The 24,972-nt window shown below is 66.0% G+C and carries 27 protein-coding genes and 1 pseudogene; 13 read left to right on the top strand and 15 right to left on the bottom strand.

From position 1 onward, the window contains the following. Nucleotides 1–45: 45 nt before the first annotated feature. The 4 genes from rluB to KDW96_RS20375 form a co-directional block, all read right to left on the bottom strand. Nucleotides 46–1,191, bottom strand: coding sequence for a 23S rRNA pseudouridine(2605) synthase RluB (rluB, locus tag KDW96_RS20390; protein ID WP_255838039.1), 1,146 nt, complete (start codon nucleotides 1,189–1,191; stop codon nucleotides 46–48). Between the two features lie 162 nt (nucleotides 1,192–1,353). Further along, nucleotides 1,354–2,136, bottom strand: a complete 783-nt coding sequence (scpB, locus tag KDW96_RS20385) for an SMC-Scp complex subunit ScpB (RefSeq protein ID WP_255838037.1) — start codon at nucleotides 2,134–2,136, stop codon at nucleotides 1,354–1,356. A gap of 2 nt (nucleotides 2,137–2,138) precedes the next feature. Then, the gene (locus tag KDW96_RS20380) at nucleotides 2,139–2,966 is read right to left on the bottom strand and encodes a segregation and condensation protein A (RefSeq protein ID WP_502221328.1); all 828 of its coding nucleotides are present in this window, start codon (nucleotides 2,964–2,966) and stop codon (nucleotides 2,139–2,141) included. Nucleotides 2,967–2,979: 13 nt separating this feature from the next. Further along, nucleotides 2,980–4,155, bottom strand: coding sequence for a tryptophan--tRNA ligase (locus tag KDW96_RS20375; protein WP_255838036.1), 1,176 nt, complete (start codon nucleotides 4,153–4,155; stop codon nucleotides 2,980–2,982). A gap of 242 nt (nucleotides 4,156–4,397) precedes the next feature. Between KDW96_RS20375 and KDW96_RS20370 the strand changes: the two genes are divergently transcribed. Next, nucleotides 4,398–4,754, top strand: a complete 357-nt coding sequence (locus KDW96_RS20370; protein ID WP_255838034.1) for a PA2779 family protein — start codon at nucleotides 4,398–4,400, stop codon at nucleotides 4,752–4,754. A 39-nt stretch (nucleotides 4,755–4,793) separates the two neighbouring features. Here KDW96_RS20370 and KDW96_RS20365 read toward each other — a convergent pair whose 3' ends face one another. Beyond that, nucleotides 4,794–5,420: an L-threonylcarbamoyladenylate synthase gene (locus tag KDW96_RS20365; protein ID WP_255838033.1), complete on the bottom strand. Its 627-nt coding sequence runs from the start codon at nucleotides 5,418–5,420 to the stop codon at nucleotides 4,794–4,796. Nucleotides 5,421–5,433: 13 nt separating this feature from the next. Further along, on the bottom strand, nucleotides 5,434–6,297 hold the full coding sequence (locus KDW96_RS20360) for a PHP domain-containing protein (protein ID WP_255838032.1): 864 nt from the start codon (nucleotides 6,295–6,297) through the stop codon (nucleotides 5,434–5,436). A 161-nt stretch (nucleotides 6,298–6,458) separates the two neighbouring features. Here KDW96_RS20360 and KDW96_RS20355 point away from each other — a divergent pair, with 161 nt between their 5' ends. The 5 genes from KDW96_RS20355 (at nucleotide 6,459) to KDW96_RS20335 (ending at nucleotide 9,802) form a co-directional block, all read left to right on the top strand. Beyond that, nucleotides 6,459–6,758 (top strand): YciI family protein, encoded by a 300-nt coding sequence (locus tag KDW96_RS20355; protein WP_255838031.1) that lies wholly within the window; start codon nucleotides 6,459–6,461, stop codon nucleotides 6,756–6,758. A gap of 51 nt (nucleotides 6,759–6,809) precedes the next feature. Next, complete coding sequence (locus KDW96_RS20350; RefSeq protein ID WP_255838029.1) at nucleotides 6,810–7,199, top strand: SH3 domain-containing protein; 390 nt, start codon at nucleotides 6,810–6,812, stop codon at nucleotides 7,197–7,199. Between the two features lie 7 nt (nucleotides 7,200–7,206). Beyond that, nucleotides 7,207–7,884, top strand: coding sequence for a response regulator transcription factor (locus tag KDW96_RS20345; RefSeq protein WP_255838028.1), 678 nt, complete (start codon nucleotides 7,207–7,209; stop codon nucleotides 7,882–7,884). A gap of 115 nt (nucleotides 7,885–7,999) precedes the next feature. Continuing rightward, the gene (locus KDW96_RS20340) at nucleotides 8,000–8,404 is read left to right on the top strand and encodes a Spy/CpxP family protein refolding chaperone (RefSeq protein WP_255838026.1); all 405 of its coding nucleotides are present in this window, start codon (nucleotides 8,000–8,002) and stop codon (nucleotides 8,402–8,404) included. 66 nt (nucleotides 8,405–8,470) lie between these two features. Next, nucleotides 8,471–9,802 (top strand): sensor histidine kinase, encoded by a 1,332-nt coding sequence (locus KDW96_RS20335; RefSeq protein ID WP_255838024.1) that lies wholly within the window; start codon nucleotides 8,471–8,473, stop codon nucleotides 9,800–9,802. 42 nt (nucleotides 9,803–9,844) lie between these two features. Here the strand turns inward: KDW96_RS20335 and KDW96_RS20330 are convergent, their stop codons facing one another. Both KDW96_RS20330 and KDW96_RS20325 read right to left on the bottom strand, forming a co-directional pair. Then, a complete protein-coding gene (locus KDW96_RS20330) occupies nucleotides 9,845–10,405 on the bottom strand; it encodes an NAD(P)H nitroreductase (RefSeq protein ID WP_255838023.1) in 561 nt (186 codons plus the stop codon). Between the two features lie 79 nt (nucleotides 10,406–10,484). Next, entirely contained in the window at nucleotides 10,485–10,856 is a 372-nt protein-coding gene (locus tag KDW96_RS20325; RefSeq protein WP_255838021.1) for a YkgJ family cysteine cluster protein, read from the bottom strand. Between the two features lie 382 nt (nucleotides 10,857–11,238). Here KDW96_RS20325 and KDW96_RS20320 point away from each other — a divergent pair. After that, nucleotides 11,239–11,541 (top strand): annotated as a pseudogene (locus KDW96_RS20320) (potassium transporter TrkH); the annotation flags it as partial. A gap of 117 nt (nucleotides 11,542–11,658) precedes the next feature. Next, complete coding sequence (locus KDW96_RS20315; protein ID WP_255838020.1) at nucleotides 11,659–13,113, top strand: TrkH family potassium uptake protein; 1,455 nt, start codon at nucleotides 11,659–11,661, stop codon at nucleotides 13,111–13,113. A 19-nt stretch (nucleotides 13,114–13,132) separates the two neighbouring features. Here the strand turns inward: KDW96_RS20315 and KDW96_RS20310 are convergent, their stop codons facing one another. Next, nucleotides 13,133–14,134 carry an AraC family transcriptional regulator gene (locus tag KDW96_RS20310; RefSeq protein ID WP_255838018.1) on the bottom strand — a complete coding sequence of 334 codons (1,002 nt, stop codon included), beginning with the start codon at nucleotides 14,132–14,134 and terminating at the stop codon, nucleotides 13,133–13,135. Nucleotides 14,135–14,305: 171 nt separating this feature from the next. Between KDW96_RS20310 and KDW96_RS20305 the strand changes: the two genes are divergently transcribed. Together KDW96_RS20305 and KDW96_RS20300 are read left to right on the top strand one after the other, a co-directional pair. Then, nucleotides 14,306–14,623 carry an Mpo1-like protein gene (locus KDW96_RS20305; RefSeq protein WP_255838017.1) on the top strand — a complete coding sequence of 106 codons (318 nt, stop codon included), beginning with the start codon at nucleotides 14,306–14,308 and terminating at the stop codon, nucleotides 14,621–14,623. Between the two features lie 215 nt (nucleotides 14,624–14,838). Beyond that, nucleotides 14,839–16,227, top strand: a complete 1,389-nt coding sequence (locus KDW96_RS20300) for an adenylate/guanylate cyclase domain-containing protein (RefSeq protein WP_255838016.1) — start codon at nucleotides 14,839–14,841, stop codon at nucleotides 16,225–16,227. Nucleotides 16,228–16,286: 59 nt separating this feature from the next. Here KDW96_RS20300 and KDW96_RS20295 read toward each other — a convergent pair whose 3' ends face one another. Further along, a complete protein-coding gene (locus KDW96_RS20295; RefSeq protein ID WP_255838015.1) occupies nucleotides 16,287–17,324 on the bottom strand; it encodes a glycosyltransferase family 4 protein in 1,038 nt (345 codons plus the stop codon). Continuing rightward, nucleotides 17,321–18,136 (bottom strand): UDP-2,3-diacylglucosamine diphosphatase, encoded by an 816-nt coding sequence (locus tag KDW96_RS20290; RefSeq protein WP_255838014.1) that lies wholly within the window; start codon nucleotides 18,134–18,136, stop codon nucleotides 17,321–17,323. Before KDW96_RS20290 ends, KDW96_RS20295 begins: the two co-directional genes overlap by 4 nt. A 136-nt stretch (nucleotides 18,137–18,272) precedes the next feature. Here KDW96_RS20290 and KDW96_RS20285 point away from each other — a divergent pair, with 136 nt between their 5' ends. From KDW96_RS20285 to KDW96_RS20275, 3 genes are all read left to right on the top strand, one after another. Beyond that, on the top strand, nucleotides 18,273–19,025 hold the full coding sequence (locus tag KDW96_RS20285; RefSeq protein WP_255840581.1) for an AraC family transcriptional regulator: 753 nt from the start codon (nucleotides 18,273–18,275) through the stop codon (nucleotides 19,023–19,025). An 83-nt stretch (nucleotides 19,026–19,108) separates the two neighbouring features. Then, nucleotides 19,109–19,444: a tRNA-binding protein gene (locus KDW96_RS20280; RefSeq protein WP_255838013.1), complete on the top strand. Its 336-nt coding sequence runs from the start codon at nucleotides 19,109–19,111 to the stop codon at nucleotides 19,442–19,444. After that, nucleotides 19,441–20,292 (top strand): DMT family transporter, encoded by an 852-nt coding sequence (locus KDW96_RS20275; RefSeq protein WP_255838012.1) that lies wholly within the window; start codon nucleotides 19,441–19,443, stop codon nucleotides 20,290–20,292. Before KDW96_RS20280 ends, KDW96_RS20275 begins: the two co-directional genes overlap by 4 nt. Here KDW96_RS20275 and KDW96_RS20270 read toward each other — a convergent pair whose 3' ends face one another. The 4 genes from KDW96_RS20270 to KDW96_RS20255 form a co-directional block, all read right to left on the bottom strand. Further along, nucleotides 20,293–20,586, bottom strand: a complete 294-nt coding sequence (locus KDW96_RS20270) for an Rdx family protein (RefSeq protein ID WP_255838011.1) — start codon at nucleotides 20,584–20,586, stop codon at nucleotides 20,293–20,295. Nucleotides 20,587–20,711: 125 nt separating this feature from the next. Beyond that, nucleotides 20,712–22,763 (bottom strand): FimV/HubP family polar landmark protein, encoded by a 2,052-nt coding sequence (locus KDW96_RS20265; protein ID WP_255840580.1) that lies wholly within the window; start codon nucleotides 22,761–22,763, stop codon nucleotides 20,712–20,714. A gap of 325 nt (nucleotides 22,764–23,088) precedes the next feature. Continuing rightward, nucleotides 23,089–24,492, bottom strand: a complete 1,404-nt coding sequence (locus KDW96_RS20260; protein WP_255838010.1) for a DHA2 family efflux MFS transporter permease subunit — start codon at nucleotides 24,490–24,492, stop codon at nucleotides 23,089–23,091. Beyond that, nucleotides 24,492–24,926 carry a MarR family transcriptional regulator gene (locus tag KDW96_RS20255; RefSeq protein ID WP_255838009.1) on the bottom strand — a complete coding sequence of 145 codons (435 nt, stop codon included), beginning with the start codon at nucleotides 24,924–24,926 and terminating at the stop codon, nucleotides 24,492–24,494. Before KDW96_RS20255 ends, KDW96_RS20260 begins: the two co-directional genes overlap by 1 nt. Between the last annotated feature and the right edge of the window lie 46 nt (nucleotides 24,927–24,972).

The raw sequence follows: 24,972 nt of genomic DNA, 5'->3' as shown, positions 1-24,972 counted from the left end.
CTCAGCGAGCCCCTTTTTCTTTTTGCAGCACAGCCACTGATGCGTTTACTGCGGCTTGCGGCTACCGCGACCGAACCCCGGCCGCTGGCCTTCGCCGGACGGCTGGCCACGGCGCTTGGCCGGCGCACCGGCAGGCTTGCGCGCCGGCCGGTCCGCCAGCTCGACACCCGGGCGCTCCTGACGGGGCTTGCTCGGGCGCTTCTTGCTGACATCCTGCGGGCGCTCGGCAACCGGCGTACCGCGTCCATCGCTGGCCCGCGGCGCGCCACGCCCGGAGCGGCCTTGCTCGGCCTCGGCCGGGCCGCCGTGAGCCGGACGCAGGGTGCGCGGCTGGCGCTCGCCACGCCCTACCGGCTTGGCCGATTTACGCTGCAAGCGATCGAGCTTGTCGCGCGCCTTTTCCTTCATCTGCGGCAGCGCCTGGGGCTTGAGACCGACCTCCTCGCTGAGGATGTCCACTTCGCGCTGACTCATTTCCCGCCAGCGGCCCATGGTCAGGTCCGAGGTGAGAAACACCGGACCGAAGCGCACCCGCTTCAGGCGGCTGACCACCAGCCCCTGGGATTCCCACAGGCGACGCACCTCTCGGTTACGCCCTTCCATCACCACACAGTGGTACCAGTGGTTGAAACCTTCGCCGCCTGGCGCTTCCTTGATGTCGGTGAACTTGGCCGGACCATCTTCGAGCATCACCCCGGCTTTGAGGCGCTCGAGCATCTCCTCGTCGACCTCGCCACGCACGCGCACGGCGTACTCGCGATCCATCTGATAGGAAGGATGCATCAGGCGGTTGGCCAGTTCGCCGTCGGTGGTGAACATCAGCAAGCCAGTGGTGTTGATGTCGAGGCGACCGATATTGATCCAGCGCCCCTCTTTCGGCCGCGGCAGACGGTCGAAGACCGTCGGCCGGCCCTCGGGGTCGTCACGGGTACAGATCTCGCCGTCCGGCTTGTTGTAGATCAGCACGCGACGCACGCTTTCCGCGGCTTCTTCGCGCTTGATCAGGCGGCCATCGATGGCGATGGCATCGTGCATATCGACGCGCACGCCGAGGGTGGCGGTGGCGCCATTGACCTTGACCCGGCCTTGGCCGATCCAGGCCTCGATGTCCCGGCGCGAGGCCAGGCCCATGCGTGCGAGGACCTTCTGCAGTTTCTCGCCAGCGGGGCTATGTTGTTCGGATTCACTCATCTGGGCACCTCCCGGTGTTTCTCTAGTGAGGGACGACGGCATGTCGTCGAAAGGGCGCGCATCATACGCCGATCAGCGGCCACGCGCACGGATTGAGGCTAGCCGCTCGGCGGCTGCTCGTCAGTAACTGGACCGACCGGCGGCACCGCACGACCGATGCGCTCAGTGGCGAGCGCCGTCGGCGTCATCCGCCTGCTCGACGGCCGCCTCGTCCGTATCGGGCTCGTCCAGGTCGTCGAAGTCGGTCTTCAAGCCCTGCTCCATCGAGTCCAGCTCGGCCAGCAGGCTGCTGAAGCTGGTTTCCTCGCGGGGCTCGGCGGCGGGCCCGTCGGCGCAGGCCAGGTCGGCGCGGGCCTGCAATTCGGCCGGCACCGCCGGGTCCTCATCGAAGGCCAGCAGCGGCTCAGGCTCCAGCTCGCGCAGGGCCGCCAACGACGGCAGCTCGTCGAGGCTCTTGAGGTTGAAATGGTCGAGAAAAGCCTTGGTGGTGGCGAACATCGCCGGTCGCCCCGGCACGTCGCGGTGCCCGACCACCCGGATCCATTCGCGCTCCAGCAGGGTCTTGACGATCTGGCTGTTGACCGCCACCCCGCGCACATCCTCGATCTCGCCACGGGTGATCGGCTGGCGGTAGACGATCAGCGCCAGGGTTTCCAGCATCGCCCGGGAATAGCGCTGCGGACGCTCCTCCCACAGGCGGCCGACCCAGGGCGCATAGCGCTCGCGCACCTGCAACCGATAGCCCGACGCCACCTCCTTGAGCTCGAAGGCACGCCCTGCGCAAGACAGGCGCAGCACCTCCAGGGCTTCCTTGAACACGGTCGAAGGCGGCCGCTCGCGCTCCTCGAACAACTCGAACAGGCGCTCCAAAGACTGCGGCTTGCCGGAAGCTAGGAGGAAGGCTTCCAGCAGGCTGGCCAGCTCGCGGGGATCGGTCAGGTTCATCGTCACTCAGCTCGCGCACGCACATGGATAGGCCCGAAGGCCTCATTCTGCACCAACTCGACCAGGGATTCCTTGATCAGTTCGAGTACCGCCATGAAGGTCACCACCACGCCCAGGCGTCCCTCTTCCGCCGCGAACAGCTCGACGAACGGCACGAATGCGCCGCCCTTCAAGCGCTCCAGCACCTCGCTCATGCGCTCGCGAGTCGACAGCGCCTCGCGGGTCACCTGATGACTCTCGAACATGTCGGCCCGACGCATGACCTCGGCCATCGACAGCAGCAACTCCTCCAGGCTGACCTCGGGCAGCAGCTTGCGGGCCCGCGCCTGGGGCGCCTCCAGGCGCGGCACCGTGTGATCGCGACCCACTCGCGGCAGCAGGTCGAGCCCCTCGGCCGCGGCCTTGTAGCGCTCGTACTCCTGCAGCCGACGAATCAGCTCGGCGCGCGGGTCCTCTTCGTCTTCCTCGGTGGCGCTGGAGCGCGGCAGCAGCATGCGCGACTTGATCTCCGCGAGCATGGCGGCCATCACCAGGTATTCGGCGGCGAGTTCCAGGCGCACCGACTGCATCAGCTCGACATAGCCCATGTACTGCCGGGTTATTTCCGCCACGGGAATGTCCAGCACGTCGATGTTCTGCTTGCGGATCAGGTAGAGCAGCAGGTCCAGTGGCCCCTCGAAGGCCTCGAGAAAGACCTCCAGGGCATCCGGCGGGATATACAGGTCCAGCGGCAGCTCGGTGACCGCCTGGCCGTAGACCAGGGCGAACGGCAGCTCCTGCTGGGCGCCGGCCTGGCTGTCGGTGGGTGCATCGGGCGGCGCAGGGGACATGGCTGGTCTCGACTCAGCGGTAGTTCAGACCCAAGGCCAGACGCACCTCGGCCAGGGTCTCGCGGGCTTCGTTGCGCGCACGCTCGGCGCCTTCGGCCAGGATGCGGCGGACCACGTCGGGATCGCTCTGATAATCGACGGCGCGCGCCTGCAGCGGCTTGAGCTCCTCCTGCACCGCTTCGATCAACGGCCCCTTGCACTCCAGGCAGCCGATCCCGGCACTCTTGCAGCCTTGCTGCACCCACTCGCAGGTCTGCTCACTGGAGTACACCTGATGCAGCGGCCACACCGGGCAGTGGGCCGGGTTGCCGGGGTCGCTGCGGTGCACCCGGGCCGGGTCGGTGGGCATGCGGCGAATCTTTTCCTCGACTTCGATGGCGCTGTCGCGCAGGAAAATCGCGTTGCCATTGCTGTTGGACATCTTGCCGCCATCCAGCCCCGGCAGTTTCGGTGCCTCGCTGAGCAGGGCCTGGGGTTCGGGCAACAGCACCTTGCCACCGCCTTCCAGATAACCGAACAGGCGCTCCTTGTCGCCCAGGGTGATGTTCTGCTGTTCCTTGAGCAGCGCCCGGGCGGTTTCCAGGGCCTCGACATCGCCTTGCTGCTGAAAGGCCTTGCGCAGGTTGTTGTAGAGGGTCGCAGTCTTCTTGCCGAGCTTGCCGATGGCGGCCTCGGCCTTGCCTTCGAAGCCGGGCTCGCGGCCGTACAGGTGATTGAAGCGGCGCGCCACATCGCGGGCAAATTCGATGTGCGGCAGCTGGTCGGCGCCCACCGGCACCACGCCGGCGCGATACAACAGAATGTCTGCCGCCTGCAGCAAGGGATAGCCAAGGAAGCCGTAGGTCCCGAGATCCTTGCCGTGCGGATGCTCCTGCTGTTCTTTATAAGTCGGCACCCGCTCCAACCAGCTGAGCGGACAGACCATGGACAACAGCAGGTGCAGCTCGGCGTGCTCGGGCACCTGGGACTGGATGAACAGGGTCGCCGAACTCGGGCTGACGCCCGCTGCCAGCCAGTCCACGGCCATGTCCATGACATGCTGGGACAGCTGACCGACCTGCTCGTAGTCGGTAGCAAGGGCATGCCAGTCGACGATGCAGAAATAGCAGTCGTAGGCATGCTGCAACTTGACCCAATTTTTCAGCACGCCATGGTAGTGACCAAGGTGCAATCGGCCACTGGGGCGCATGCCAGAGAGCACACGGCGCTCAGAATCAACAAGGCTCAAACCGGGTTACCTTAACAATCCAACAAGGGCGCGAAGTATAGCGGGGCCGGGCGCCACAACGAAACCAAGGAGGCGGGAACCGGCCGACCGGCAACTCGGTCGAAACTACAATGCCGTCGGCCGCTGCGGGCCAAGCGGCAGCATCCCGCGCCGCCGCAAGCCAAGGGACGCGGCCACCTCCCCTGCCTCGGGAGCCAAAAAAGATGAAAAGGCTCGCACAACTTCTCGGCCTGGCCCTGCTGACGGCCTGCCTGAGCACCACTCTTGCCATGCCGAGCCATGCCGGCATGCTCAGCACCACCGAAGTGCTCGCCGATCTGGACGGCCAGGCCGACCGTGAAACGCTCCAGGAGTTTCTCAACCGCGACGAGGTGCAGGACGAACTGCAGACCATGGGCGTCCCTGCGCTGCAGGCGCGCAACCGGGTCGACGCCCTGACGCCTGCTGAAGCGGCCAGCCTCGCCCAGCGGATCGACGCGCTGCCAGCCGCCGGCGCCCTCAGCGGAAGCGATGTGATCATCATCCTGCTGGTCGCCATTCTGGTGGTGTTGATTCTCTAAGAGGGCGCGCCCGGCCACCAGGGCTGCGGCGGCCAGGGGTCAATCGCCGCCGAACGGCCGCGGATCGCCGCAGCCGACCCGAATCACCTGCGCCTCGTCGTCGACCAGGCTGACTACGGTCGACGCCTCCAGCCCACCGACACCACCATCGATGATCAGGTCGACCTGATGCTCGAGGGCCTTGCGCATCTCGTGAGGCTCGCTCATCGGCAGGGTTTCGCCCGGCAGGATGAGGCTGATGCTCATCAGCGGCTCGCCGAACTCCTCGAGCAACGCCAGGGCGATCGGATGGCCCGGCACCCGCAGGCCGATGGTGCGGCGCTTGGGATGCAGCAGCATGCGCGGCACCTCGCGGGTGGCGTTGAGAATGAAGGTGTAAGGGCCCGGGGTATGGTTCTTCAACAGACGAAAGGCACCGGTATCCACCTTGGCGAACAGGCTCAGCTGCGACAGGTCGCGACAGATCAGGGTGAAATTATGCTTGTCGTCCAGCTGGCGCAGGCGACGGATGCGCTCCAGGGCGTTCTTGTCACCGATGCGACAGCCGACGGCATAGCAGGAGTCGGTGGGATAGATCACCACGCCGCCGGCCCTGATGATCTCCACCGCCTGCTTGATCAGGCGCAACTGCGGGTTTTCCGGGTGCACCTGGAAGAATTGACTCACGCTGACTCCCTGTTCAGTTTGCAGCAGACTGCTGGCCATTTTGAAAACGTGCCCAAAGGGGCGAGAGGTCTTGCGGAACGGGACGGTACATACCCAACTCGGACCAGTCGCCAGGTGCATGGAAGTCGCTGCCGGCGCTTACCAGCAGACCGAATTCGCGGGCCAGTATCGCCAGACTGCCAACCTGCTCGGCCGGCTGCATGCCGTTGACCACCTCCAACGCATGACCACCGGCCTGAACAAAATCGGCGATCAACTTGCGCCGCTTACTACGAGTAAAGTCGTAGTGCCACGGGTGTGCCAGGCTTATCCAGGCTCCGGCCTGACGCAAGGTATCGACCGCCCGCTCGAGGGTCGGCCAGTGCTGTTTGACGTCACCCAGCTTGCCCGAGCCGAGCCACTTGCGAAACGCCTCGGCGCGATCCTTGACGTGCCCGGCGCGCACCAGAAACTCGGCGAAGTGCGGCCGCGCGGGCGCGTTGCCGCTGTCGCCCAACTCCTGCTGTACCGCGCGCGCACCCGCCAGCGCACCCGGCATGCCCTTGCCCGCCAGGCGCTTGCCGATCTCTTCGGCCCGCTGCCAGCGGCCGTCGTGCAGTTCGGCGATCGCCTGGCGCAGCACCGGCGCATCGCAGGCGAAGGCATACCCCAGGACATGAATGGTCGCGCCACCCCAGGTGCAGGACAGCTCGATACCATTGACCAGGCGCATATCCAGCGCCTCGGCCGTTGCCCGGGCCTCATCCAGGCCTTCCAGGGTGTCATGGTCGGTCAGGGCCAGCAGTCTGACCCCGCGCTCATGGGCCCGCGTTACCACCACGGCCGGGGCCAACGCGCCGTCTGAGGCCGTACTGTGGCAATGTAAATCGACTTCCATAGGGGCGTTTTCCGATTATTTATGTTTGTTATTATGCCGTTCCCCGCGGGTTCCTGCTGGCGCATCGCGACATTTCCTCGACTTTGCCCGCAGGTACTGCTTTGCTGCGCTGCAGCCACCGCCTACTGACTGCTGCGCCGGCCGCCAATTAAGGACCTGAGATGCTCTACGCCATTATCGCCACCGATGTCGAAAACTCCCTGGACAACCGCCTGGCCGCCCGCCCCGCCCACCTGGCGCGGCTGGAGCAGTTGAAGAACGAAGGCCGCCTGGTGCTGGCCGGCCCTCACCCGGCGGTCGACAGCAATGATCCGGGCCCGGCGGGTTTCACCGGCAGCCTGATCGTCGCCGAGTTCGACTCGCTCAGCGCCGCGCAGTCCTGGGCCGATGCCGACCCCTATCGCGCCGCCGGGGTCTACGCCTCGGTCCTGGTCAAACCCTTCAAGAAGGTACTGCCCTAACCACAGCGCCAGCTTCGCTGCCCCCATCATCGACAGGAAATAGGAGTTCCGATGCGTTCAGGTCTGCCGTTGTTGCTATTGGTCATAGGGCTGCTGCCGCTTCACCTGCACGCCGAGGAGAGCCCGGGACAGCCCCAGGCGCAGGAACAGATCGAGGCACTGGAGCAGCGCCTGGCCGCCAGTGAGGCGCAACGCGATGCGCTGAATGCCGAACTGCAGGCCAACAATGGCGAGCGCGAATCGGCTCAGTTGCAACGCTTGCGCCAGGAAAACCAGCGTCTCAAGCTGCAGCTGAAGAAGACCCAGGCCGACACGCCAGCGCGCCTGCTCAGCGAACAGCAGACCTGGTTCGCCGTCGGTGCGGGGGCGGGGCTGCTCGGTGTGATCCTCGGCGCAATGCTGCGGGGCAACCGCAGGACCCGCCGCGAGTGGATCAATTGAAGCGCCCATGAACGCCCTGCTGCTGATCGATGACGACGTCGAACTCTGCGAGCTGCTGGCCAACTGGCTGACCCAGGAGGGCTTTGACGTCCGCACCTGCCACGACGGCAACGCCGCGCGCCAGGCCCTCTCGAGCCAGTGCCCGGACGCCGTGGTACTCGACGTGATGCTGCCCGATGGCAGCGGCCTGGAGCTGCTCAAGCGCCTGCGCCGCGAGCACCCTGAGCTGCCGGTGCTGATGCTTTCCGCCCGCGGCGAACCACTGGATCGCATTCTCGGCCTGGAGCTGGGCGCCGACGATTACCTGGCCAAACCCTGCGACCCGCGCGAACTCACCGCCCGCCTGCGCGCCGTGTTGCGACGCAGCACGCCGCCCGCAGCCCCCAGCCAGCTGGAAGTGGACGACCTGTGCTTCAGCCAGGCTCGCGGAACGGTCAGTATCGGCGAGCAAGAGGTGCTGCTCACCCTCTCCGAGAGTCGCCTGCTCGAAGCCCTGTTGCGCCAGCCCGGCGAACCGGTGCACAAGCAGGAGCTGGCGCAACTGGCCCTGGGCCGCAAGCTGACCCTCTACGACCGCAGCCTGGACATGCACGTGAGCAACCTGCGCAAGAAGCTCGGCCCGCACCCGGACGGCCGCCCGCGGATCGTCGCCCTGCGCGGCCGCGGCTACTACTACAGTGCCTGAACCGGGCCCCTGCGCCTTTACCCAAGCTTTACCCTTATCTGACTGCCCTTGACCTTGCGCGCCCTAGACTGGGCTCATCCGGCAACCGACCGGCTCACAGACGAGGAGATTCATCATGCGCAAGATCCTAACTGCAGCATTGCTTGCCCTGGCATTGCCGGCCCTGGCCATGAGCGAAGGCGGCCCACGCCACGGCGGCGAACATGGCGGTCGGATGTTCAAGGAGCTCGATCTGAGCAAGGCGCAACAGCGCGAGATGCGCGAACTGATGGGCGAGCAGATGAGAAGCCGCCATGCCATCACCCAGCGCTACCTCGACAAGCTGCCCGCCGCCGAACGCAAGGCCATGCAGGCGGAACTGCAGGCAGCCAAGGAGGCACAGCACAGCGCCATGCGCGCCTTGCTCAAACCCGAGCAGCAGGCGGCGTTTGACGCTCAACTGAAGAAAATGCAGGAACGACGCGAAGAGCGTAAAGCCTTCATGGCCTGGAAGGCCGAACAGGCGAAGAAGAGCGAGTAGCTCGCGCGAGCCGCACCAGCCCCACGCGCTCGGCGCGCGGGGCTTTCACTGAGTTAAGGAGCTTTCGTGCGTTCATTGTTCTGGCGCATCTTCGCCAGCTTCTGGCTGGCCACGGCCCTGGTGGCCGGACTGTCCATGCTGCTCGGCCGCGCACTGAATCAGGACGCCTGGATTCTCAGTCAGCACCCGGCCTTGAGCAGCCTGACGGAGACCTGGACGGAGCGCTACGAGCAGCAGGGGCCGAGCGTCGCCCAGGCATTTCTGGAGCAGCGCAGAAAGGAGTTTCGCCTCCATGTCCAGGTCCTGGGTGACAACGGCCAGCCCCTGGTCAAAGGCACCTTCCCACGGCGCGCCGCCGCCCTGGAGGCGCGCCAGCCGAATGCCCGGCGCCTGCCCTGGCGCCGCCTGAGCACCGAATACACCAGCCCGCGCAGCGGCGAGACCTACCTGTTCGTCTACCGCATCCCGCACCCCGAGCTGTTCGCCTGGCACCGCGGCAGCCTGCTCTGGCCACTCAGCGCCTTGGGCATCGCCCTGGTGATCCTGACCCTGTTCAGCCTGCTGCTGACCCTGTCGATCACCCGCCCGCTGGATCGCCTGCGCGGCGCCGTCCACGACCTCGGGCAAACCGCCTACCAGCAAACCAGCCTGGCGCGTCTGGCCGGACGCCGCGACGAGCTGGGCGTACTGGCCCGGGACTTCAACCGCATGGGCGCGCGCCTGCAGGGCCTGATCAGCAGTCAGCGCCAACTGCTGCGCGACGTCTCCCACGAGCTGCGCTCGCCCCTGGCCCGTCTGCGCGTCGCCCTGGCCCTGGCCGAGCGCGCACAACCCCAGGAGCGGGAAAGCCTGTGGCCGCGCCTGGCCCAGGAGTGCGACCGCCTGGAGGCCTTGATCAGCGAGATACTCACCCTCGCCCGCCTCGACGCCGACCCCGGCGCCGCCCAGCCGATCGACCTGAACGCGCTGTTGCGCAAACTGCAGGAGGACGCCCGGCTCGGCGCCCCGCAGCAGACCGTCAGCGTTCAGGTCGCCAGCGACGCACGACTAAGCGGCTGGCCGGACATGCTCGAACGGGCCCTGGACAACCTGCTGCGCAATGCCTTGCGCTTCAATCCGGCGGGCCAGCCGATCGAGCTGAGCGTGACCCGAGAGGCGGGCGAGTTGTGCATCAACGTGCGCGACCGCGGCCCCGGGGTGGCCGCCGAGCACCTGCCCCAGTTGGGCGAACCGTTCTTCCGCGCCCCCGGACAACGCGCCCCTGGGCACGGCCTGGGTCTGGCCATCGCCCGCCGCGCGGCGGAGCGTCACGGCGGGCGACTGGCGCTGACCAATCGCCCCGGCGGCGGTTTCAGCGCCAGCCTGTGCCTGCCGCTCAGCACAATGGGCCAACCCTAGCGGCCGGTGTGCCGGCCGGGTCCGCTCGCGGGAGAACGCCGATCAGGCCGGCCAGGTGCTGACGTAGTCCGCCACCTGCACTGGCGCCGGCGTGCGCAGTTCGCGCTCCGGCGTCCCCATGTAGAGGAACCCGACGATCTGCTCATCGCTGCTCAAGCCCAGGCCTTCGGCGACCCTGGCGTTGTAGGCCATCTCGCCGGTGCGCCAGACCGCGCCAACGCCCTGGGCATAGGCAGCGAGCAGGATGGCCTGGGCCGCACAGCCGGCAGCGATCACCTGCTCCTGGCGCGGCACCTTGGGATGGTCCTGCAGGCGCGCGATCACCACCACCAGCAGGGGGGCACGCAGTGGCATGGCGCGCGCCTTGGCCAGCGCTTCCTCACCGACTTCGGCGGAACCGGCCAGCAGCGCCTCGGCGAAGAGCTCGCCCATTTGCTCGCGCGCCTCGGCCTCGACGGTCAGAAAGCGCCACGGCCGCAACTGACCGTGGTCCGGCGCCCGCAGCGCGGCGCGAAACAGCAGTTCGCGCTGCGCCACGTCCGGCGCGGGCGCGCGCAGACGCGGTGCGGAAACACGGGTTAGCAGGGCATCGAGCGCATCCATCGGCCACCTCCAGAAAACAAAGAAGCGGCAATTCTAGAGGCTCGGGCCCGAGGGTTGGGGAAAAACTGCGGTTCGAGACTCAGGCCACCCGTTCCGGCGACACGCTCGGCTGCACCGGCGGCGTCAAGGGCGGCAGTCCGTGCGCACGACGGGCATCGTCACAACGCGGGTTGTGTTCGCCATTGGCCCAGGAAGCCTCGAACTCGCGGCAGGGGCTGGAGCGCTGTTCGTACAGGGTGCAGCGCACGCCCTGACCGACATCGCCGAGCAAGGCCACACAGCGCGCCGGTTTGCTCTCGGTGCCGCGCATGGCGACCCGGTGCGGGGTGATCAGCACCACCTGCTCGTCCGGCACTACGCCGCCGGCCGATTGGCATTCACCCCAGAAGAAGGACACACGAAAATGCGCGCAGCAGGCGCCGCACGTAAGGCAAGGATTAGCGTTTGACATGATTTAGAGGGCTCAGAAACCGGCAAGGGCCGGCACCTGGGGCGCTATTCTATGCAGCGCCCATCGCTTGTAAAGCGCGGCATGATGGCTGGTGTAGGGATCACCGGCCGCGGGCAGAATGGCGCCCTTTGCCGCCCCTCAGCCCGAGCCCCATTCATGGCCTTGCCGCCGCTGCGCATCATCGCTTTCATCCTCGGCATTTTCCTCACCCCCCTGGCCGCCAGCATGCTCATTCCCATGCTGACGCCGATGATCTTCGACGCATCCGAAGACCTCTTCGCTTTTCCCTGGTCGAGCCCGATCACCGCCGCGATCGGACTGGAGCGGATGATCCTCGGCAGCCCGCCCTTCTCCCTCTATGCCTATGCGGCGACCCTGCGCGGCAACCGCCGGCGGATTGATAGTTTTCCGCTTTCAGGTCGCCTGGGCGCTGCTCAAGGCCAACCTGCAGCAACTGGTGCATCCGCGCGCGGTGATCGAGCAGCAGTACAACGGGCACAACCTCGATGAGGAGATTGTCCTCTCGCAGATCACCTTTTCTTTCTTTTTCACCATTACAATCGGCGCCTTGGCGCTGCCGCTGGCCATGCTCGGCCTGGACTGGATCACCGCACTGACTGCCGCCGCCACCGCGGTGTGCAACGTGAGCCCGGGCCCGGGGCCGATCATCGGGCCGTCTGGAGATACTCACGGTGCTGGTGACCCCAGCGTTCCGGAAACACTGACGGTCGGCAGCGCAACCGACCACTAGGCGGTTGCCGTGCAGCCATGGACTGAAGACAACAATTTTGGAACCGACTAGATGGCCTTGCCGACCCTAAGAATCATCGCGTTTATCAACGGCATCTTTCTGATCACCCTGGCCATCAGCATGGTCGTACCGATGGCCACCCTGGTGCTCTTCGAGCGGGCCCACGAGCTGAACGCCTTCCTCTGGTCGAGCCTGATCACCTTTATCGCCGGGCTCGCCATGGTGGCTCAAGGCCGACCGGAAAACACCCAGCTTCGCCCCCGCGACATGTACATGCTGACGGTGTCGAGCTGGTTGCTGGTGTGCGTGTTCGCCGCCATCCCCTTCATGTTCACCCAGCACATGAGCTACACCGACGCGTTCTTCGAGAGCATGTCCGGCATCACCACCACCGGCGCCACGGTGCTCAGTGGCCTGGACAGCATGTCGCCGGGCATCCTGATCTGGCGCTCGCTGCTGCACTGGCTCGGCGGCATCGGCTTCATCGGCATGGCGGTGGCGATTCTGCCGATGCTGCGCATCGGTGGTATGCGCCTGTTCCAGACCGAATCCTCGGATCGCTCGGAAAAGGTCATGCCGCGCTCGCACATGGTCGCCAAGTACATGATTGCCGCCTACGTGGGCCTGAGCCTGCTCAGCGTGCTGGCGTTCTGGCTGGCGGGCATGAATCTGTTCGACGCGATCAACCACACCATGTCGGCGATCGCCACCGGCGGTTTTTCCACCTCCGACCGCTCCCTGGGCAACTGGACCCAGCCCGCGGTGCACTGGGTGGCCGTGGCGGTCATGATCCTCGGCAGCCTGCCCTTCGTGCTGTACGTCTCGACCATGCGCGGCAACTACCGCGCGCTGATCAGGGACCAGCAGGTGCAGGGCTTTCTCGGCATCCTGTTGTGCACCTGGCTGGTGCTCGGCACCTGGTACTGCCTGACGTCCGAGCTGCATTGGCTGGAGGCCATCCGCCACGTCGTGGTGAACAGCACCTCGATCATGACCACCAGCGGTTTCGCCGTCGGTGACTACACCCTGTGGGGCGGTTTCGCCGGCATGCTGTTCTTCTACCTGGGCTTCATCGGCGGCTGCTCCGGCTCCACCGCCGGCGGCCTGAAGATCTTCCGCTTCCAGGTGGCCTACGTGCTGCTCAAGGCCAACCTGCAGCAGCTGGTGCATCCGCGAGCGGTGATCAAGCAGCAGTACAACATGCACCGCCTGGACGAGGACATCGTCCGCTCGATCCTGACCTTCTCCTTCTTCTTCACCATCACCATCGCCGGCCTGGCCCTGGCCCTGACCCTCTGCGGCCTGGACTGGATCACCGCGCTGAGCGGCGCCGCCAGCGCGGTCTCCGGCGTGGGCCCGGGCATGGGCCCGATCATCGGCCCGGCTGGCAACTACGCGCCGCTGCCGGACATGGCCAAATGGCTGCTGACCCTGGGCATGCTGCTCGGTCGTCTGGAAATCCTCACCGTGCTGGTGCTGCTGATGCCGTCCTTCTGGCGCCACTGATCGGCTCGGGACGCCACGGCTAAAGGCGCGCGCGATGCTCGCCGGGCGTGCAGGCGAACCAGCGGCGGAAAGCCCGGAAGAAATTGCTCGGGTCGGCGAAACCCAGCAGGTAGGCCACTTCCAACAGGGTCAGGCTGGGCTGCGCGAGGTACTGCTCGGCCAATTCACGGCGGGTGTCATCGAGCAGCTGCTGAAAGCTGCTGCCCTCCTCCTGCAAGCGTCGTTGCAGGGTGCGCTGCGACAGGTGCAGCGTCTGCGCCACCGCCTCGCGCTTGGGTTCGCCCTGGGGCAACAGGCGGCACAGCACCTGGCGGGCCAAATGGGTCACCCGGCTCTCCGAAAAGCGCGCCAGGTATTCGCCGGCAAACCGGTCATGCAACTGCGCCAGCGATTCATTGGCGGTGGGCAACGGCATTTCCATGTCCGCCCGTTCGAACAGCAGGGCGTAATGCGCCGCATTGAAGCGCAGCGGCGCCTGGAACACCTGCTCGAACGGCTGCAGGTCGGTAGGCGGATCGCCCTGAAAGAGGATCTGCTGCGGGCGCAGCGGCTTGCCGGTCATCCAGCGACAGAACGCCAGGGCGTAGGCCAGCGAGGCTTCGGCGCTCTGTCGCGCCGGCGGCAGACGGTCGCCGTGAATCGCCAGGACCAGCTCGTAGCCGCAGGGCGTGGGTCGAAAGCTCAGGTCGGCGCCCTCGGCGATGATCCGCTGGTAGCGCACCAGGCGGGTCAGGCCCTCCTTCAGCGTACGGCTGGACATCAGCGCGTAGCCCACCACGTGGAATGACGCCGGGCGCACCACCTTGGCCATGTTCAGGCCGATCGCCGGATTACCGGACAGCTCCACGGCACGTTGCCAAAGACGCGTCATGCCGTCCTGCGGGAAGCGCGCGTCTGGGTCCTCCAGGGCCGCGTAATCCAGGCCCAGCTCGGGGAAGATCGCACGGCAGTCGACGCCACCCAATTCCAGCGCCTGGACGATGCCCAGGGCCCAGCTCGACGAAGTGGTACGTTCGCTCATGGCGTCTTCTTATTCGGTTTCTGATGAGGCCACCGCCGGCGGCCTGGTGGCGCAAGGATACTAGTGTGGCACCCATTGTCACTGCCACGGCCGGATACAGGGCTTAGACTGCAGAAAAGCCGCTCCCGCCTCAATGGCCGGCGCGGCCAACGCAACCGCAGGAGACCCTCCATGGCCAGCCAGACACCAGCGCGTTACCAAAGCTTCGCCGAGTTCTACCCCTATTACCTGCAGGAACACAGCAATCCCGTCTGTCGCCGCTTGCACTATGTCGGCAGCCTGCTGGTGCTGAGCATTCTCGGCTATGCCCTGGTCAGCCAGCAGTGGCTGTGGCTGCTGACCCTGCCCTTGGCCGGTTACGGCTTTGCCTGGGTCGGCCACTTCGTCTTCGAGAAGAACCGCCCGGCCACCTTCCAGTACCCGCTGTACAGCTTTCTCGGCGACTGGGTGATGCTCAAGGATGCCTTCACCGGCCGCATCAAGTTCTAGGCACGCCCCCGAAGCGTCAGCCGCTGGCGCCGGCGCGGCGACAGCGCCGCCGTGACCGCCGACCGCCCCCCGCACACCGTTCGGCCGCGATGCTTGGCTGAGGCCCCGGCGCTTGGTTATGATCCCAGCCTTGTCGCAAGCCTGGCCCAGTGCTTGCAGACACTCCAGGCGTCCAGCAGAGGCGTCAGAAATCCAGCAGGGATCACCTCCATCGCATGAATGCCACCACCTCGAATCGGCCCCACGCGCTGCCGGCGCCGCCACTGCGCGAGTACTACTCCCGCGTGCTGGCCTATATCGCCGTCGCTGCCAGCATCGCCGCCGGTACCTATGCCCAGCACTTTGCCTACAGCATCCTGTGGATGGTGCCCTATGCCCTGCTCTACCCGCACCTGGCCCACCACCTGAGCCTGCGCTTCAAGCGCGACCAGCCGCAGCGCACGACCCTGGCCCTGCTGGTGATCGACGCCCTGCACTGCGGCGCGGCGCTGGCCCTGCTCGGTTTCTCGGTGGTACCCAGCCTGATGTGCCTGCTGACGCTGGTCTTCAGCTCACTGGTGATCGGTGGGTTGCGCCACATGGGCCTGGCCCTGCTGATCGCGCTCAGCGGCACCCTGGTCACCTGCCTGCTGATCGAGTTGCACCTCAACCTCGACACCCCTGCCCTGGTCGCCCTGGTCAGCATCGTCTTCACCACCCTGTACATCTGCATCACCGCCTACTTCGTGCACCAGCAGGGGCTGCGCCTGGCGCAGGTGCGCAGCGAGATCAAGCGCGAGCAGGAGAAGGCCGCGCGCCTGGCCCGCAACCTGGCCAAGTACCTGTCGCCCCAGGTGTGGGAATCGATCTTCAGCGGCAAGAAGAGCGTGCGCCTGGAGACCCAGCGCAAGAAGCTCACGGTGTTTTTCTCCGACATCAAGGGCTTTACCGAGCTGTCCGAGGAGCTGGAAGCCGAAGCCCTGACCGACATGCTCAACAGCTACCTCAACGAAATGTCGAAGATCTGCCTGAAGTACGGCGGCACCATCGACAAGTTCATCGGCGACGCCGTCATGGTGTTCTTCGGCGATCCGGCCAGCAAGGGCGCCAAGAAGGACGCCGTGGCCGCCGTGTCGATGGCCATCGCCATGCGCAAGCATATGAAGGTGCTGCGCCAGCAATGGCGCGCCCAGGGCATCACCAAGCCCCTGGAAATCCGCATGGGCCTGAACACTGGCTACTGCACGGTGGGCAACTTCGGCGCCGACACGCGCATGGACTACACCATCATCGGCCGCGACGTGAACCTCGCCAGCCGCCTGGAAAGCGCCGCCGAGGCCGGCGAGATTCTCATTTCCCACGAGACCTACTCCATGATCAAGGACGTGATCATGTGTCGCGACAAGGGCCAGATCAGCGTCAAGGGCTTCTCCCGCCCGGTGCAGATCTACCAGGTGGTGGATTTCCGCCGCGACCTCGGCGCCACCTCCAGCTACGTCGAGCACGAGCTGCCCGGTTTTTCCATGTACCTGGATACCAACGGCATCCAGAACTTCGACAAGCAGCGGGTGATCCAGGCCCTGCAACAAGCGGCGGAAAAATTGCGCGACAAGGTCATCATGTGATCGAAAAAGCCGCCCTCGGGCGGCTTTTTTCATGGGCGTCTACCGGTGCCGGGGCGTCCTCAGGGCTTGGGCACCAACACCGCCGGTTCGGCGCCAGACGCGCCGTCGAGCAGCGACTGCTGCGCCAGAAACTCCAGCGCCGAGACCCGCCAGGACTGCTGCGCCGCCAGCTCGGCGCAACGGCTTCGATCCAGCTCCAGGGCGGCCAGACAGGCCTCACGCAGGTCCTCGTCCATCACCCCGTTGACGCCCGCCTTCAGCACATCCAGCGGCCCGGGAACCGGGAACGCGGCCACCGGTGTGCCGCACGCCAGCGCTTCGAGCATCACCAGCCCGTAGGTATCGGTACGCGAGGGGAACACCAGCACGCTGGCCTGCCGATAGGCCTCGGCCAACGCTTCGCCATGCTGATAGCCGAGGAACCTGACCTGGGGGTAGCGCGCCTGCAGCGCCTCGCGCTGGGGGCCGTCACCGACCACGCGCTTCTCCCCCGGCAGGTCGAGGGCGAGAAAGGCCTCCAGGTTCTTCTCGGCGGCGATGCGCCCGACGCAGAGGAACACCGGCTGCAGCGGGCCAGGCAGCTGCGCCCGGGGCTGGAACAGCCGCGTATCGACGCCCTTGCGCCACAGTGCCAGGCGCCTGAGCCCACGACCGGCCAGCTCGGCGCGCAGACGCTCGGTGGTCACCAGCACCGCCTGACTCGGCCGATGGAACAACCGCAGGAAGGCGTAGCCCCAGCTCAGCGGCAACCAGCGCCAGCGAGTGTGGATGTACTCGGGAAAACGCGTGTGCACGGCGCTGGAAAAGGCCAGGCGACGCCTGGCCAGCCAACGTCGCGCGGCCCAGCCCAGCGGCCCTTCGGTCGCCAGATGGACGCAATCCGGGCGGAAGTCGCGGATCGCCGGCCCCACTCGCCAGAGGTCCCATACCAGCGGGATTTCCGGATAGGTCGGACAAGGCCGCGAACGGAAGTCCTGCGGCGACAGCAACTTGACCTGGTGGCCCAGGGCGCGCAGCTCGCCAACCAGAGCCTGCAGGCTGGTGACCACGCCATTGACCTGCGGCGACCAGGCATCGGAGACGATCAGTATCCTCATGCCGCCGGCTCGACTGCGATGGGCTGCTCAAGCGGCGCTAGCGCCTGCTCGTCGGCCAGCCGGTAAAGCTGGATACTGCCGTCCAGCTGCTCGATCAGGGCCGTGCAGGACTCGACCCAGTCGCCGCAGTTCATGTACTCGACGCCGCCCACCGAACGGATCTCGGCATGGTGGATGTGCCCGCAGACCACCCCCGTGAAACCGCGCTTGACGCACTCGTGGGCGATGGCTTCCTCGAAGTCGCTGATGAAGTTCACCGCGCTCTTGACCTTGTGCTTGAGGTAGGCCGACAGCGACCAGTAGCCATAGCCGTAACGCCGCCGCCAGTGGTTGAGCCAGCGGTTGAGGGTCAGGGTGAACTCGTAGGCCGAATCGCCGAGAAAGGCCAGCCAGCGGTGGTAGCGGGTGATCACGTCGAACTGGTCGCCGTGGATTACCAGCAGCCGGCGACCGTCGGCGGTGAGGTGCTCCGCCTCGTCGACCAGCTGGATATTGCCCAGCACCAGGCTGGAATAACGACGCAGGAACTCGTCGTGGTTGCCGGTGACGTAGATCACCTCGGTACCGCGCTTGCTCATGGTCAGCAGCCGGCGGATCACGTTGCTGTGCGCCTGGGGCCAGTAGAAGCCGCCGCGCAGCTTCCAGCCGTCGATGATATCGCCAACCAGGTAGACCTTGTCGGCCTGGTAGCGTTTGAGAAAGGCGGCCAGGTGCTCGGCCTGACAGTCCCGGGTGCCCAGGTGGACATCGGAAATCCACAGGGTGCGGACACGTTGCTTGCGACTCGGCTTCACCTGCTCTGCGCTGCTCATGGGCGGCCTCCGCCAGGGTTTCGACGAGCATGGGCGAAGGGGGTGAAGCCCTTGTTACAGCAAGGTTGCGCTTGCGTTACCGCGCCATTTTCCCGCGACCCGGGGTAGACTGATGGCCTTGTTCGAGGACGCCACCATGCCTTCGCTGCTTTCCCTGCGCCATTACAGCCACGACCTGCTCAGCCATAGCCATGACCACGCCCAGCTGGTGTTCGGCCTGAGCGGACGACTGGACTTCGAGGTGGACGGCCTCGGCAGTCAGGTGCTCCGCCAGACGCTCGCCGTGGTCCCCGAGGGCGCCCGACATGCCTGCGGCAGTCGAGAAGGCAGCCAATGCCTGGTGCTCGACGTACCCTCGGCGCAGTGGTTGCACCAGCGACTGGGCAGCCGTGCCGACGCCAGCCGGCGCCTGCTCGACAGGCCCGGCGCCCTGACCCTCGATCCGGGGCAAAGCCAGCTGGTCAGCTGGCTCGCCGCCAGTGCGATCAACGACCCGCTGATTGCCGAACAGGGTGCGGCCCTGCTGCTGGCCAGTCTGACGGCCGAAACCCAGGGTTACGCCGCGCGCCAGAGCCTGCCTTTGGCGACCATAGACGCCCATATCGATCAACATGCCGCGCACCCCTTGCAGGTGGGCGACCTGGCGCGTCTGGCGGGGCTGTCCACCGCGCGCTTTCATGCGCGCTTCCTGGAGGAAACCGGGCAGACGCCGATGGAATACGTCCGTCGTCGGCGCCTGCAACTTGGCCGCCAGCTCCTGCAGCACAGCCAGCTGGCCGTCGGCGAGATCGCCGCGCGGGTCGGCTACAGCTCCCAGAGTGCCTTCACCGCCGCCCTCTCGCGCCAGTTCGGCATGACGCCGCGGGCGTTGCGCCGCACGTGCGAGTGACGCGACAAAGCGCGCGAGTCCCGCGACAGACATCGTCCCTGCACGTCCCCTAGACTGCCAGCAACAGCAGACCTGGAGGCGCTATGCAGTACATCGAATGGGACGATTTTCAGCGAGTGGAGTTGCGCGTGGGTACCGTGTTGTCCGCCGAACCGAACGAGAAGGCAATGAAGCCCGCTTATGTGCTGCGGGTCGACCTCGGCGAACTCGGGGTGAAAACCTCCAGCGCCCAGCTCACCGCCCACTACGGCAGCGACGAGCTGATCGGTCGCCAGGTCCTGTGCGTGTGCAACTTCGCCCCCAAGCGCATCGCCGGCGTGCGCTCGGAAATTCTGGTGACCGGCGTCTATGACGCCGACAACAAGGTGGTGCTGGCCAGCTTCGACAAGCCGCTGCCCAATGGCGCGCGCCTGGCATGAACGAACGCCGGGCATTGCTTGCGATTCACCTGGGTGCCCTGCTGTTCGGCCTTTCGGGAATTTTCGGCAAGCTGGCCGATAGCGCGCCGCTCGCCATAGCCGTCGGTCGAGCCTTGTTCGCCGTGCTGGCCCTGGTCCTGTTCGCCCAACTGTTCGGCCAGGCCCGTGGAAACCGCCCCAGCACGGCCCAACTGGGCCTGCTGATACTCGGCGGACTCCTGCTGGGCACCCATTGGATGACCTTCTTTCAGGCGGTGAACGTCTCCGGCGTGGCCATTGCCACCCTCGGCTTTGCCAGCTTTCCGGCCTTCACCGTGCTGCTGGAAGGCTTACTGTTTCGCGAGCGCACCCGCCCCAGCGAATACCTGATGGTCGGCGTGGTCTGCCTGGGGTTGGTTCTGGTCACCCCCCACTTCGACCTGGCCAGTGAGGGCACGGCCGGGCTGCTGTGGGCCGTGCTCTCAGGCTTGCTGTTCGCCTTGCTGTCCTTGCTCAACCGCGCCAGCACCCGTGGCGTCGATCCGGTACAGGCCGCGCTGTGGCAGAGCCTCACCGTACTGGCCTGCTTCACCCCCGTGGCCTGGCCCCTGCTATCGGACTTGAGCGGGCGCGACTGGTTCTGGTTGGCCATGCTCGGGGTGCTCTGCACGGGCCTGGCCCACAGCCTGTTCGTCGCCAGCCTGCGGGTGATCAAGGCGCGCAGCGCGGCGGTGATCTTCGCCCTGGAGCCGGTCTACGGCATCGCCTTCGCCTGGTGGCTGTTCCAGGAGGTGCCGACGGTACGCATGTTCGCCGGTGGTTGCCTGATCATCCTGGCAATCTTCGCCTCGGCGCGCCTGGCACGCTGATCAGGCGTCGCGCGGGCGGTCGCTATGGCCCAGATCACGCTGCGGATCGATATGGTCACGCACCCGTTGCTTGAGCACCTTGGCCTCGGGAAAGCCACCATCGGCCTTGCGCTCCCAGATCTGCACGCCGTCGCAGGTGATGCGAAAGGTTCCACCGGTGGCGGGCTCCAGACTGACCCTGGCCAGGTCGTCGGCGAAGGTCGACAGCAGCTCCTGAGCCAGCCAGGCGGCGCGGAGCAACCACTGACACTGAGTACAGTAGGTGATCACCACTTCGGCCTTGGGACTGGACATGAGCGTTCTCCGGGTATGAAACGAGCGCGCGATGATAGGCTCGTTGCGGTAGGCACGGGCAGAAAAAAACCCGTCCAGCTGAACTTGGACGGGCCTTTCTGTTTGGCTACCTTCGGCGAGCGCCGTCAGGCGATTTTTGCCAGCAACTCGAGGGCTTGCTGCTTTTGCGCCTCGTCACCCTCGCTGATCACTTCGTTGAGAATATCGAGGGCGCTTTCGAGGCTGCCCTGTTCGATATAGGCCAGCGCCAGGTTGAGCTTGGTGAGGTTCTCCGGGTCACTCGCCAGATGGTCGAGTTCAAGCATCAAGGGGCTGTCGGATACTTGCGGCTGGCTGCGGAAATTCTCGTCCAGCTCGTCCTGCGACCAGTCCTCGGCCGGTGCCTCCTCGACCAGCATCGAACCGGCGAAGGGGCTGCCTAGGCGCGGAGCATCGTCAATCTGCGCTTTCTGCTCGTCATCCGCCGCCGCCTTCTTGCTAGCAGGAGACTCGAACGGGGTGACCAGATCCCAGTCGGCGTCCAGCGACAGGTCGTCCAGGTTGAGCTGAAAATCTTCCAACTCTTCAGCGCTGGACACCGGTGCCGACGACTTCGCCGGTACGGGGGCATCCTCGAAGTCGAGCACCGCATCCTCCAGGGCGTCGATCGCCGGCTCGGTGCCCAGTTGCGGGTAGCGGGTCTTGAGTTCGTCGACGGACGATGCGCTGTCCCCGTCTTCGCGAAAGATCGCTTCCTGTTCGGCAAAGCCCTGCACATCACCCTGCTGGGCCAACACCTCCATCAGGCGAAAGCGCAGATCATTGCGCTCCGGCTGAGCGTCGAGGGCATCGCGCAGCACCGCGGCTGCTTCGCCGAAGCGACCATAGGCAATGTAGATATCGACACCCTCCAGGGCGTCGGCAGCCGGTGCCTGACGGACCGGCGCGGCGGCCGGCACCTGGACCTGAGGTTTCTGGCGGGCCACCTTCGGCTGCTGCACAGCAGGTGACAGGTCGGTGTCTTCGTCAGCGTCCATCGCAACGACCTGAGGCTCCAACTTCGTCTGCGCCTCAGCCACTTTCTCGGCATGGCGGCGGCTCGAACGCCACAACAAACCGGCAATGCTTGCCAGCAACAGCAGCAGCGCGGCAAAGCCGGCCCCGACCCAGTTACGCCCCTGAATGGCATCGGGCGCGCCTGACTCGGCCAGCACCGGCGCCTCGGCCGTTTGCGGCGCGACAACGGGTTGCGCCTGGCTGAGCTGGCCGGCATCGGCCAACTGGGCCTGCAGCACCGCAAGCTGCTGATCCTTGCTGTCCATCTGCGCCTGCAACTGCTGGACCTGGGCCTGGGCCTCGGCCAACTGCTGCTGCAACTGCAGCGTTTCCGCGGCCTGGGCGGCCAGTTCCTGCTCCACGCGACGCTGCGTTTGGAGGATCAGCTCGATCTGCGGATCGAGGGGTTCAGACGCTGGCGCCTCGGCAGCCGTAGCGACCTGAGACTCGACTGCCGGTTCCGGCGCCGCGTCGGCGGTCCGGGTCTGCTGCACCGCTGCGGCCGAATCGGGCAGCAGCAACTCGACGTTGGCCAGCAAGCGGTTGGCATCGCCACCGGCGAAGGCCTGGGGATTGAGCGCATGAATCTCGTCCATCAGCGCCTGCTGGGACGCCTGACTGCCTTCGGTGCGCAAGCGCGCGGCAATCTTCCACAGGCTGTCGCCGCGCACCACTTGATAGCGCGCGTCCAAGCTCGCCGCCGGCTTGGGTCGCGAGGCGCTTGGCACCGCGGAGGCGACATCCAGCTTTGCCCGAACCCGAGTGACTGGCGCCGCCGGCGCCACAGCAACGGTGCGGTAGGCCGATGAGCCTGGCGGATCGAGCAACAGGGTGTATTCGCGAAGCAAACGGCCATTGGGCCGAGCCACTTCGACGATAAAGTTCAGATAGGGCTCGCGCACCGGCTGGTTCGAGCGGACCCGGATGACGCCACTGCCGCCACGCAGCAGCGGGGTAAACCTGAGATCATTGAGAAAGTACAGGCGATCGACGCCCGAGCGGCTGAACACCTCAGCCGGCGCCAGCCTGACCTTGAGGTCATCGGCACCCAGGTCATCGACCTCAAGCAGCTCGATGTCCGCTTCGAGCGGTTGATTCAACGCCGAATGCAGGGTGATTTCACCCAACCCCAAGGCGGGCACCAGGCCAGAATAGAGCGCGGAACTGGATGCCAGGCCAAGCAGTAAGTGGCGAACCCGAGCCATATGACCTCCCCCGGAAACTCCGACCTGAACATTCTCACCACTGGTTAGCCCTCGGCTTTACACGTCCTGTGAGTGGTGGAGTCAGGTGGTTAAGCAAATAGTTCGCCGGGAACAACACTCCGTGTCGAGCCCGGCTTAACAGTGAGTATGGTCACATTTATCGACTTTGCGCAGTTTAGTGGCCAAACAGCGGCACAGCATATGGCCAGCGGACAAGAAAGCAGGAAAGACCCGCGATTAACTGAGCCGTTTTCTTTAACGCTCAGCGCGCAGCTTGGCGAACGCCCCCGGCGGCCAGCACGGTGAGGGCAAAAACTGCTGCCATCAACCAGAAGCTCTGCTGGAAAGCCTGCGCCTCGGCCACACCATGGCCGCCCTCGGCCCCATGCCGCCACTCGAGAAAGAACGTCAGCAGGTTGACCCCGATGGCACCACCCAACTGCCGCACGAAGGTGATGGCGCCGGCGCCCTGAGCCAGCTCCTGCGGGCTGAGGATATCCAGCGAGCCGGTACTCAGTGCTGGCAGCAACAGGCCGAGACCGATCCGCCCGACACAGGCCCAGAAGCACAGGAGAATGAACGACGCCCCCTGCTCGAGCCAGCCGAGCCCAGCGCAGGACAGGGCAAATATCAGCAAACCACCGCCCAGCAACAGCGGCGCTGAGGCTCGATCGCTCAGCCAACCGCCGGTGAAAGACGCCGCCCCCATCAACACGCCGGTGGGCAGCAGCAGCAATCCCGCCAGGCCAGCGCCGTAGCCCTGGATCGTCTGCAGGTAGAGCGGGATCAGATAGGTCGAGCCATACAACCCCAGCCCCAGGGTCAGCGCGACCCAACTGGCGCTGCGAAATCCCCGATGCCGCCACAAGTTCAGCGGCAGCAGGGGACGCACACTGCGCCGGCTGCGGGCGAAGAAGCCGGCGCAGGCCAGCAGCCCGACCAATCCAGGGAGCCAGACCCGCGGCGCCTCCCAGGGGAAGCGCTGCGCCTCGGCCAGGGCACCGAGGGAGGCGAACAGCGCCACGCACAGCAGCGCGAAGGCGGCAATGTCCAGCAATGGCGTGCTTTTCTCCCGCTGATTGGGCAGCAGCCACTGCCCTCCCAGCAATGCCAGCCCACACAACGGCAACGGCAGCCAGAACACCGCCGGCCAGCCAAAATGGTCGACCAGATAACCGCCCATGCTCGGCCCCAGGGTGGGTGCCACCATCACCCCGAGGCCGTACAGCCCCAGGGCCATGCCCCGCCCGCCATCGGCGAACACGCGAAAAATCAGCACCATGGCCAATGGCTGGACGATTCCGGCGCACAGGCCTTGCACGATGCGCAAGGCAATCAGCTGCCAGGCCTCCTGGGCCTGCACGGCCAGCAGCGAGGTGAGAATGAACAGGCCCAGGCCTATCTGCGCCGTGCGCCGGGCGCCCCAGCGCGCGTGCGCCCAGGCGGCCAACAGCAGCCCGGCGGTCATCGCCGCGAGGAAACCGGTGGACAACCACTGCGCCACCGGCCGACCAATGGCGAAGTCCGCCATGATCGCCGGCAAAGCCACGTTGATGGTGGTCGAGGCCACCACCATGGCCATGCTGCCTATCATCAGCACGCCCAGCAGCCAGCGCGGATAGCGCGCGCCGAAGCGCTCCTGCAGGGTTTGCAGGTCTTCGGCCATTAACGCTTTTCCAGGTTGCCCAGAATCCTTGCGTGTACCTGCTGGCAGCGGCGCAGCTCCTCCTCCTCGATGCCGGCAAAACACTCCTTGCGCAACTGGGTGGAGATCGCCTCGATCTTCTCGATCAGTGGCTGGGCCTGCGGACTCAGGCAGATCTTCTTGGCCCGGCGATCCTCCGGGACGGCCTGACGGCTCACCAAGCCCTGGGCCTCGAGACTGTCGAGCAGGCGCGCCAGGGTCGGCCCCTCGACGCCGACGCTCTGCGCCAGCTCGCGCTGGGTCGGCAATTCTTCGAAACGGGCCAGGTGCAGCAGCACCAGCCAGCGGGCCTGGGAGAGTCCGAGTCCAACCAGGCGGCGATCCAGCTCGGCGCGCCAGGCGCGGGATAGCTGGGCGATTTGCATGGCGAAACGGTGTTGATCGGTCTGCGACATGGATAGCTCTTATAATCATCAAATACTAATAATTAGTAAGCTAATC

This window comes from Pseudomonas benzenivorans, from assembly GCF_024397895.1.
In the GTDB taxonomy this organism is placed as follows: domain Bacteria; phylum Pseudomonadota; class Gammaproteobacteria; order Pseudomonadales; family Pseudomonadaceae; genus Aquipseudomonas; species Aquipseudomonas benzenivorans_A.
Note: the sequence above shows the minus strand (reverse complement) of the source record. Positions and strands in the feature narration are given on the sequence as shown.

What these genes read in the sequence shown, in the direction of transcription:
- KDW96_RS20255 (WP_255838009.1), bottom strand. Translation starts at nt 24,926, where the DNA reads ATGTCGCAGACCGATCAACACCGTTTCGCCATGCAAATCGCCCAGCTA.
- KDW96_RS20280 (WP_255838013.1), top strand. Translation starts at nt 19,109, where the DNA reads ATGCAGTACATCGAATGGGACGATTTTCAGCGAGTGGAGTTGCGCGTG.
- rluB (WP_255838039.1), bottom strand. Translation starts at nt 1,191, where the DNA reads ATGAGTGAATCCGAACAACATAGCCCCGCTGGCGAGAAACTGCAGAAG.
- KDW96_RS20310 (WP_255838018.1), bottom strand. Translation starts at nt 14,134, where the DNA reads ATGAGCGAACGTACCACTTCGTCGAGCTGGGCCCTGGGCATCGTCCAG.
- KDW96_RS20305 (WP_255838017.1), top strand. Translation starts at nt 14,306, where the DNA reads ATGGCCAGCCAGACACCAGCGCGTTACCAAAGCTTCGCCGAGTTCTAC.
- KDW96_RS20360 (WP_255838032.1), bottom strand. Translation starts at nt 6,297, where the DNA reads ATGGAAGTCGATTTACATTGCCACAGTACGGCCTCAGACGGCGCGTTG.
- KDW96_RS20290 (WP_255838014.1), bottom strand. Translation starts at nt 18,136, where the DNA reads ATGAGCAGCGCAGAGCAGGTGAAGCCGAGTCGCAAGCAACGTGTCCGC.
- KDW96_RS20325 (WP_255838021.1), bottom strand. Translation starts at nt 10,856, where the DNA reads ATGTCAAACGCTAATCCTTGCCTTACGTGCGGCGCCTGCTGCGCGCAT.
- KDW96_RS20355 (WP_255838031.1), top strand. Translation starts at nt 6,459, where the DNA reads ATGCTCTACGCCATTATCGCCACCGATGTCGAAAACTCCCTGGACAAC.
- scpB (WP_255838037.1), bottom strand. Translation starts at nt 2,136, where the DNA reads ATGAACCTGACCGATCCCCGCGAGCTGGCCAGCCTGCTGGAAGCCTTC.
- KDW96_RS20380 (WP_502221328.1), bottom strand. Translation starts at nt 2,966, where the DNA reads ATGTCCCCTGCGCCGCCCGATGCACCCACCGACAGCCAGGCCGGCGCC.
- KDW96_RS20370 (WP_255838034.1), top strand. Translation starts at nt 4,398, where the DNA reads ATGAAAAGGCTCGCACAACTTCTCGGCCTGGCCCTGCTGACGGCCTGC.
- KDW96_RS20270 (WP_255838011.1), bottom strand. Translation starts at nt 20,586, where the DNA reads ATGTCCAGTCCCAAGGCCGAAGTGGTGATCACCTACTGTACTCAGTGT.
- KDW96_RS20375 (WP_255838036.1), bottom strand. Translation starts at nt 4,155, where the DNA reads ATGCGCCCCAGTGGCCGATTGCACCTTGGTCACTACCATGGCGTGCTG.
- KDW96_RS20300 (WP_255838016.1), top strand. Translation starts at nt 14,839, where the DNA reads ATGAATGCCACCACCTCGAATCGGCCCCACGCGCTGCCGGCGCCGCCA.
- KDW96_RS20340 (WP_255838026.1), top strand. Translation starts at nt 8,000, where the DNA reads ATGCGCAAGATCCTAACTGCAGCATTGCTTGCCCTGGCATTGCCGGCC.
- KDW96_RS20345 (WP_255838028.1), top strand. Translation starts at nt 7,207, where the DNA reads ATGAACGCCCTGCTGCTGATCGATGACGACGTCGAACTCTGCGAGCTG.
- KDW96_RS20260 (WP_255838010.1), bottom strand. Translation starts at nt 24,492, where the DNA reads ATGGCCGAAGACCTGCAAACCCTGCAGGAGCGCTTCGGCGCGCGCTAT.
- KDW96_RS20275 (WP_255838012.1), top strand. Translation starts at nt 19,441, where the DNA reads ATGAACGAACGCCGGGCATTGCTTGCGATTCACCTGGGTGCCCTGCTG.
- KDW96_RS20330 (WP_255838023.1), bottom strand. Translation starts at nt 10,405, where the DNA reads ATGGATGCGCTCGATGCCCTGCTAACCCGTGTTTCCGCACCGCGTCTG.
- KDW96_RS20350 (WP_255838029.1), top strand. Translation starts at nt 6,810, where the DNA reads ATGCGTTCAGGTCTGCCGTTGTTGCTATTGGTCATAGGGCTGCTGCCG.
- KDW96_RS20285 (WP_255840581.1), top strand. Translation starts at nt 18,273, where the DNA reads ATGCCTTCGCTGCTTTCCCTGCGCCATTACAGCCACGACCTGCTCAGC.
- KDW96_RS20295 (WP_255838015.1), bottom strand. Translation starts at nt 17,324, where the DNA reads ATGAGGATACTGATCGTCTCCGATGCCTGGTCGCCGCAGGTCAATGGC.
- KDW96_RS20315 (WP_255838020.1), top strand. Translation starts at nt 11,659, where the DNA reads ATGGCCTTGCCGACCCTAAGAATCATCGCGTTTATCAACGGCATCTTT.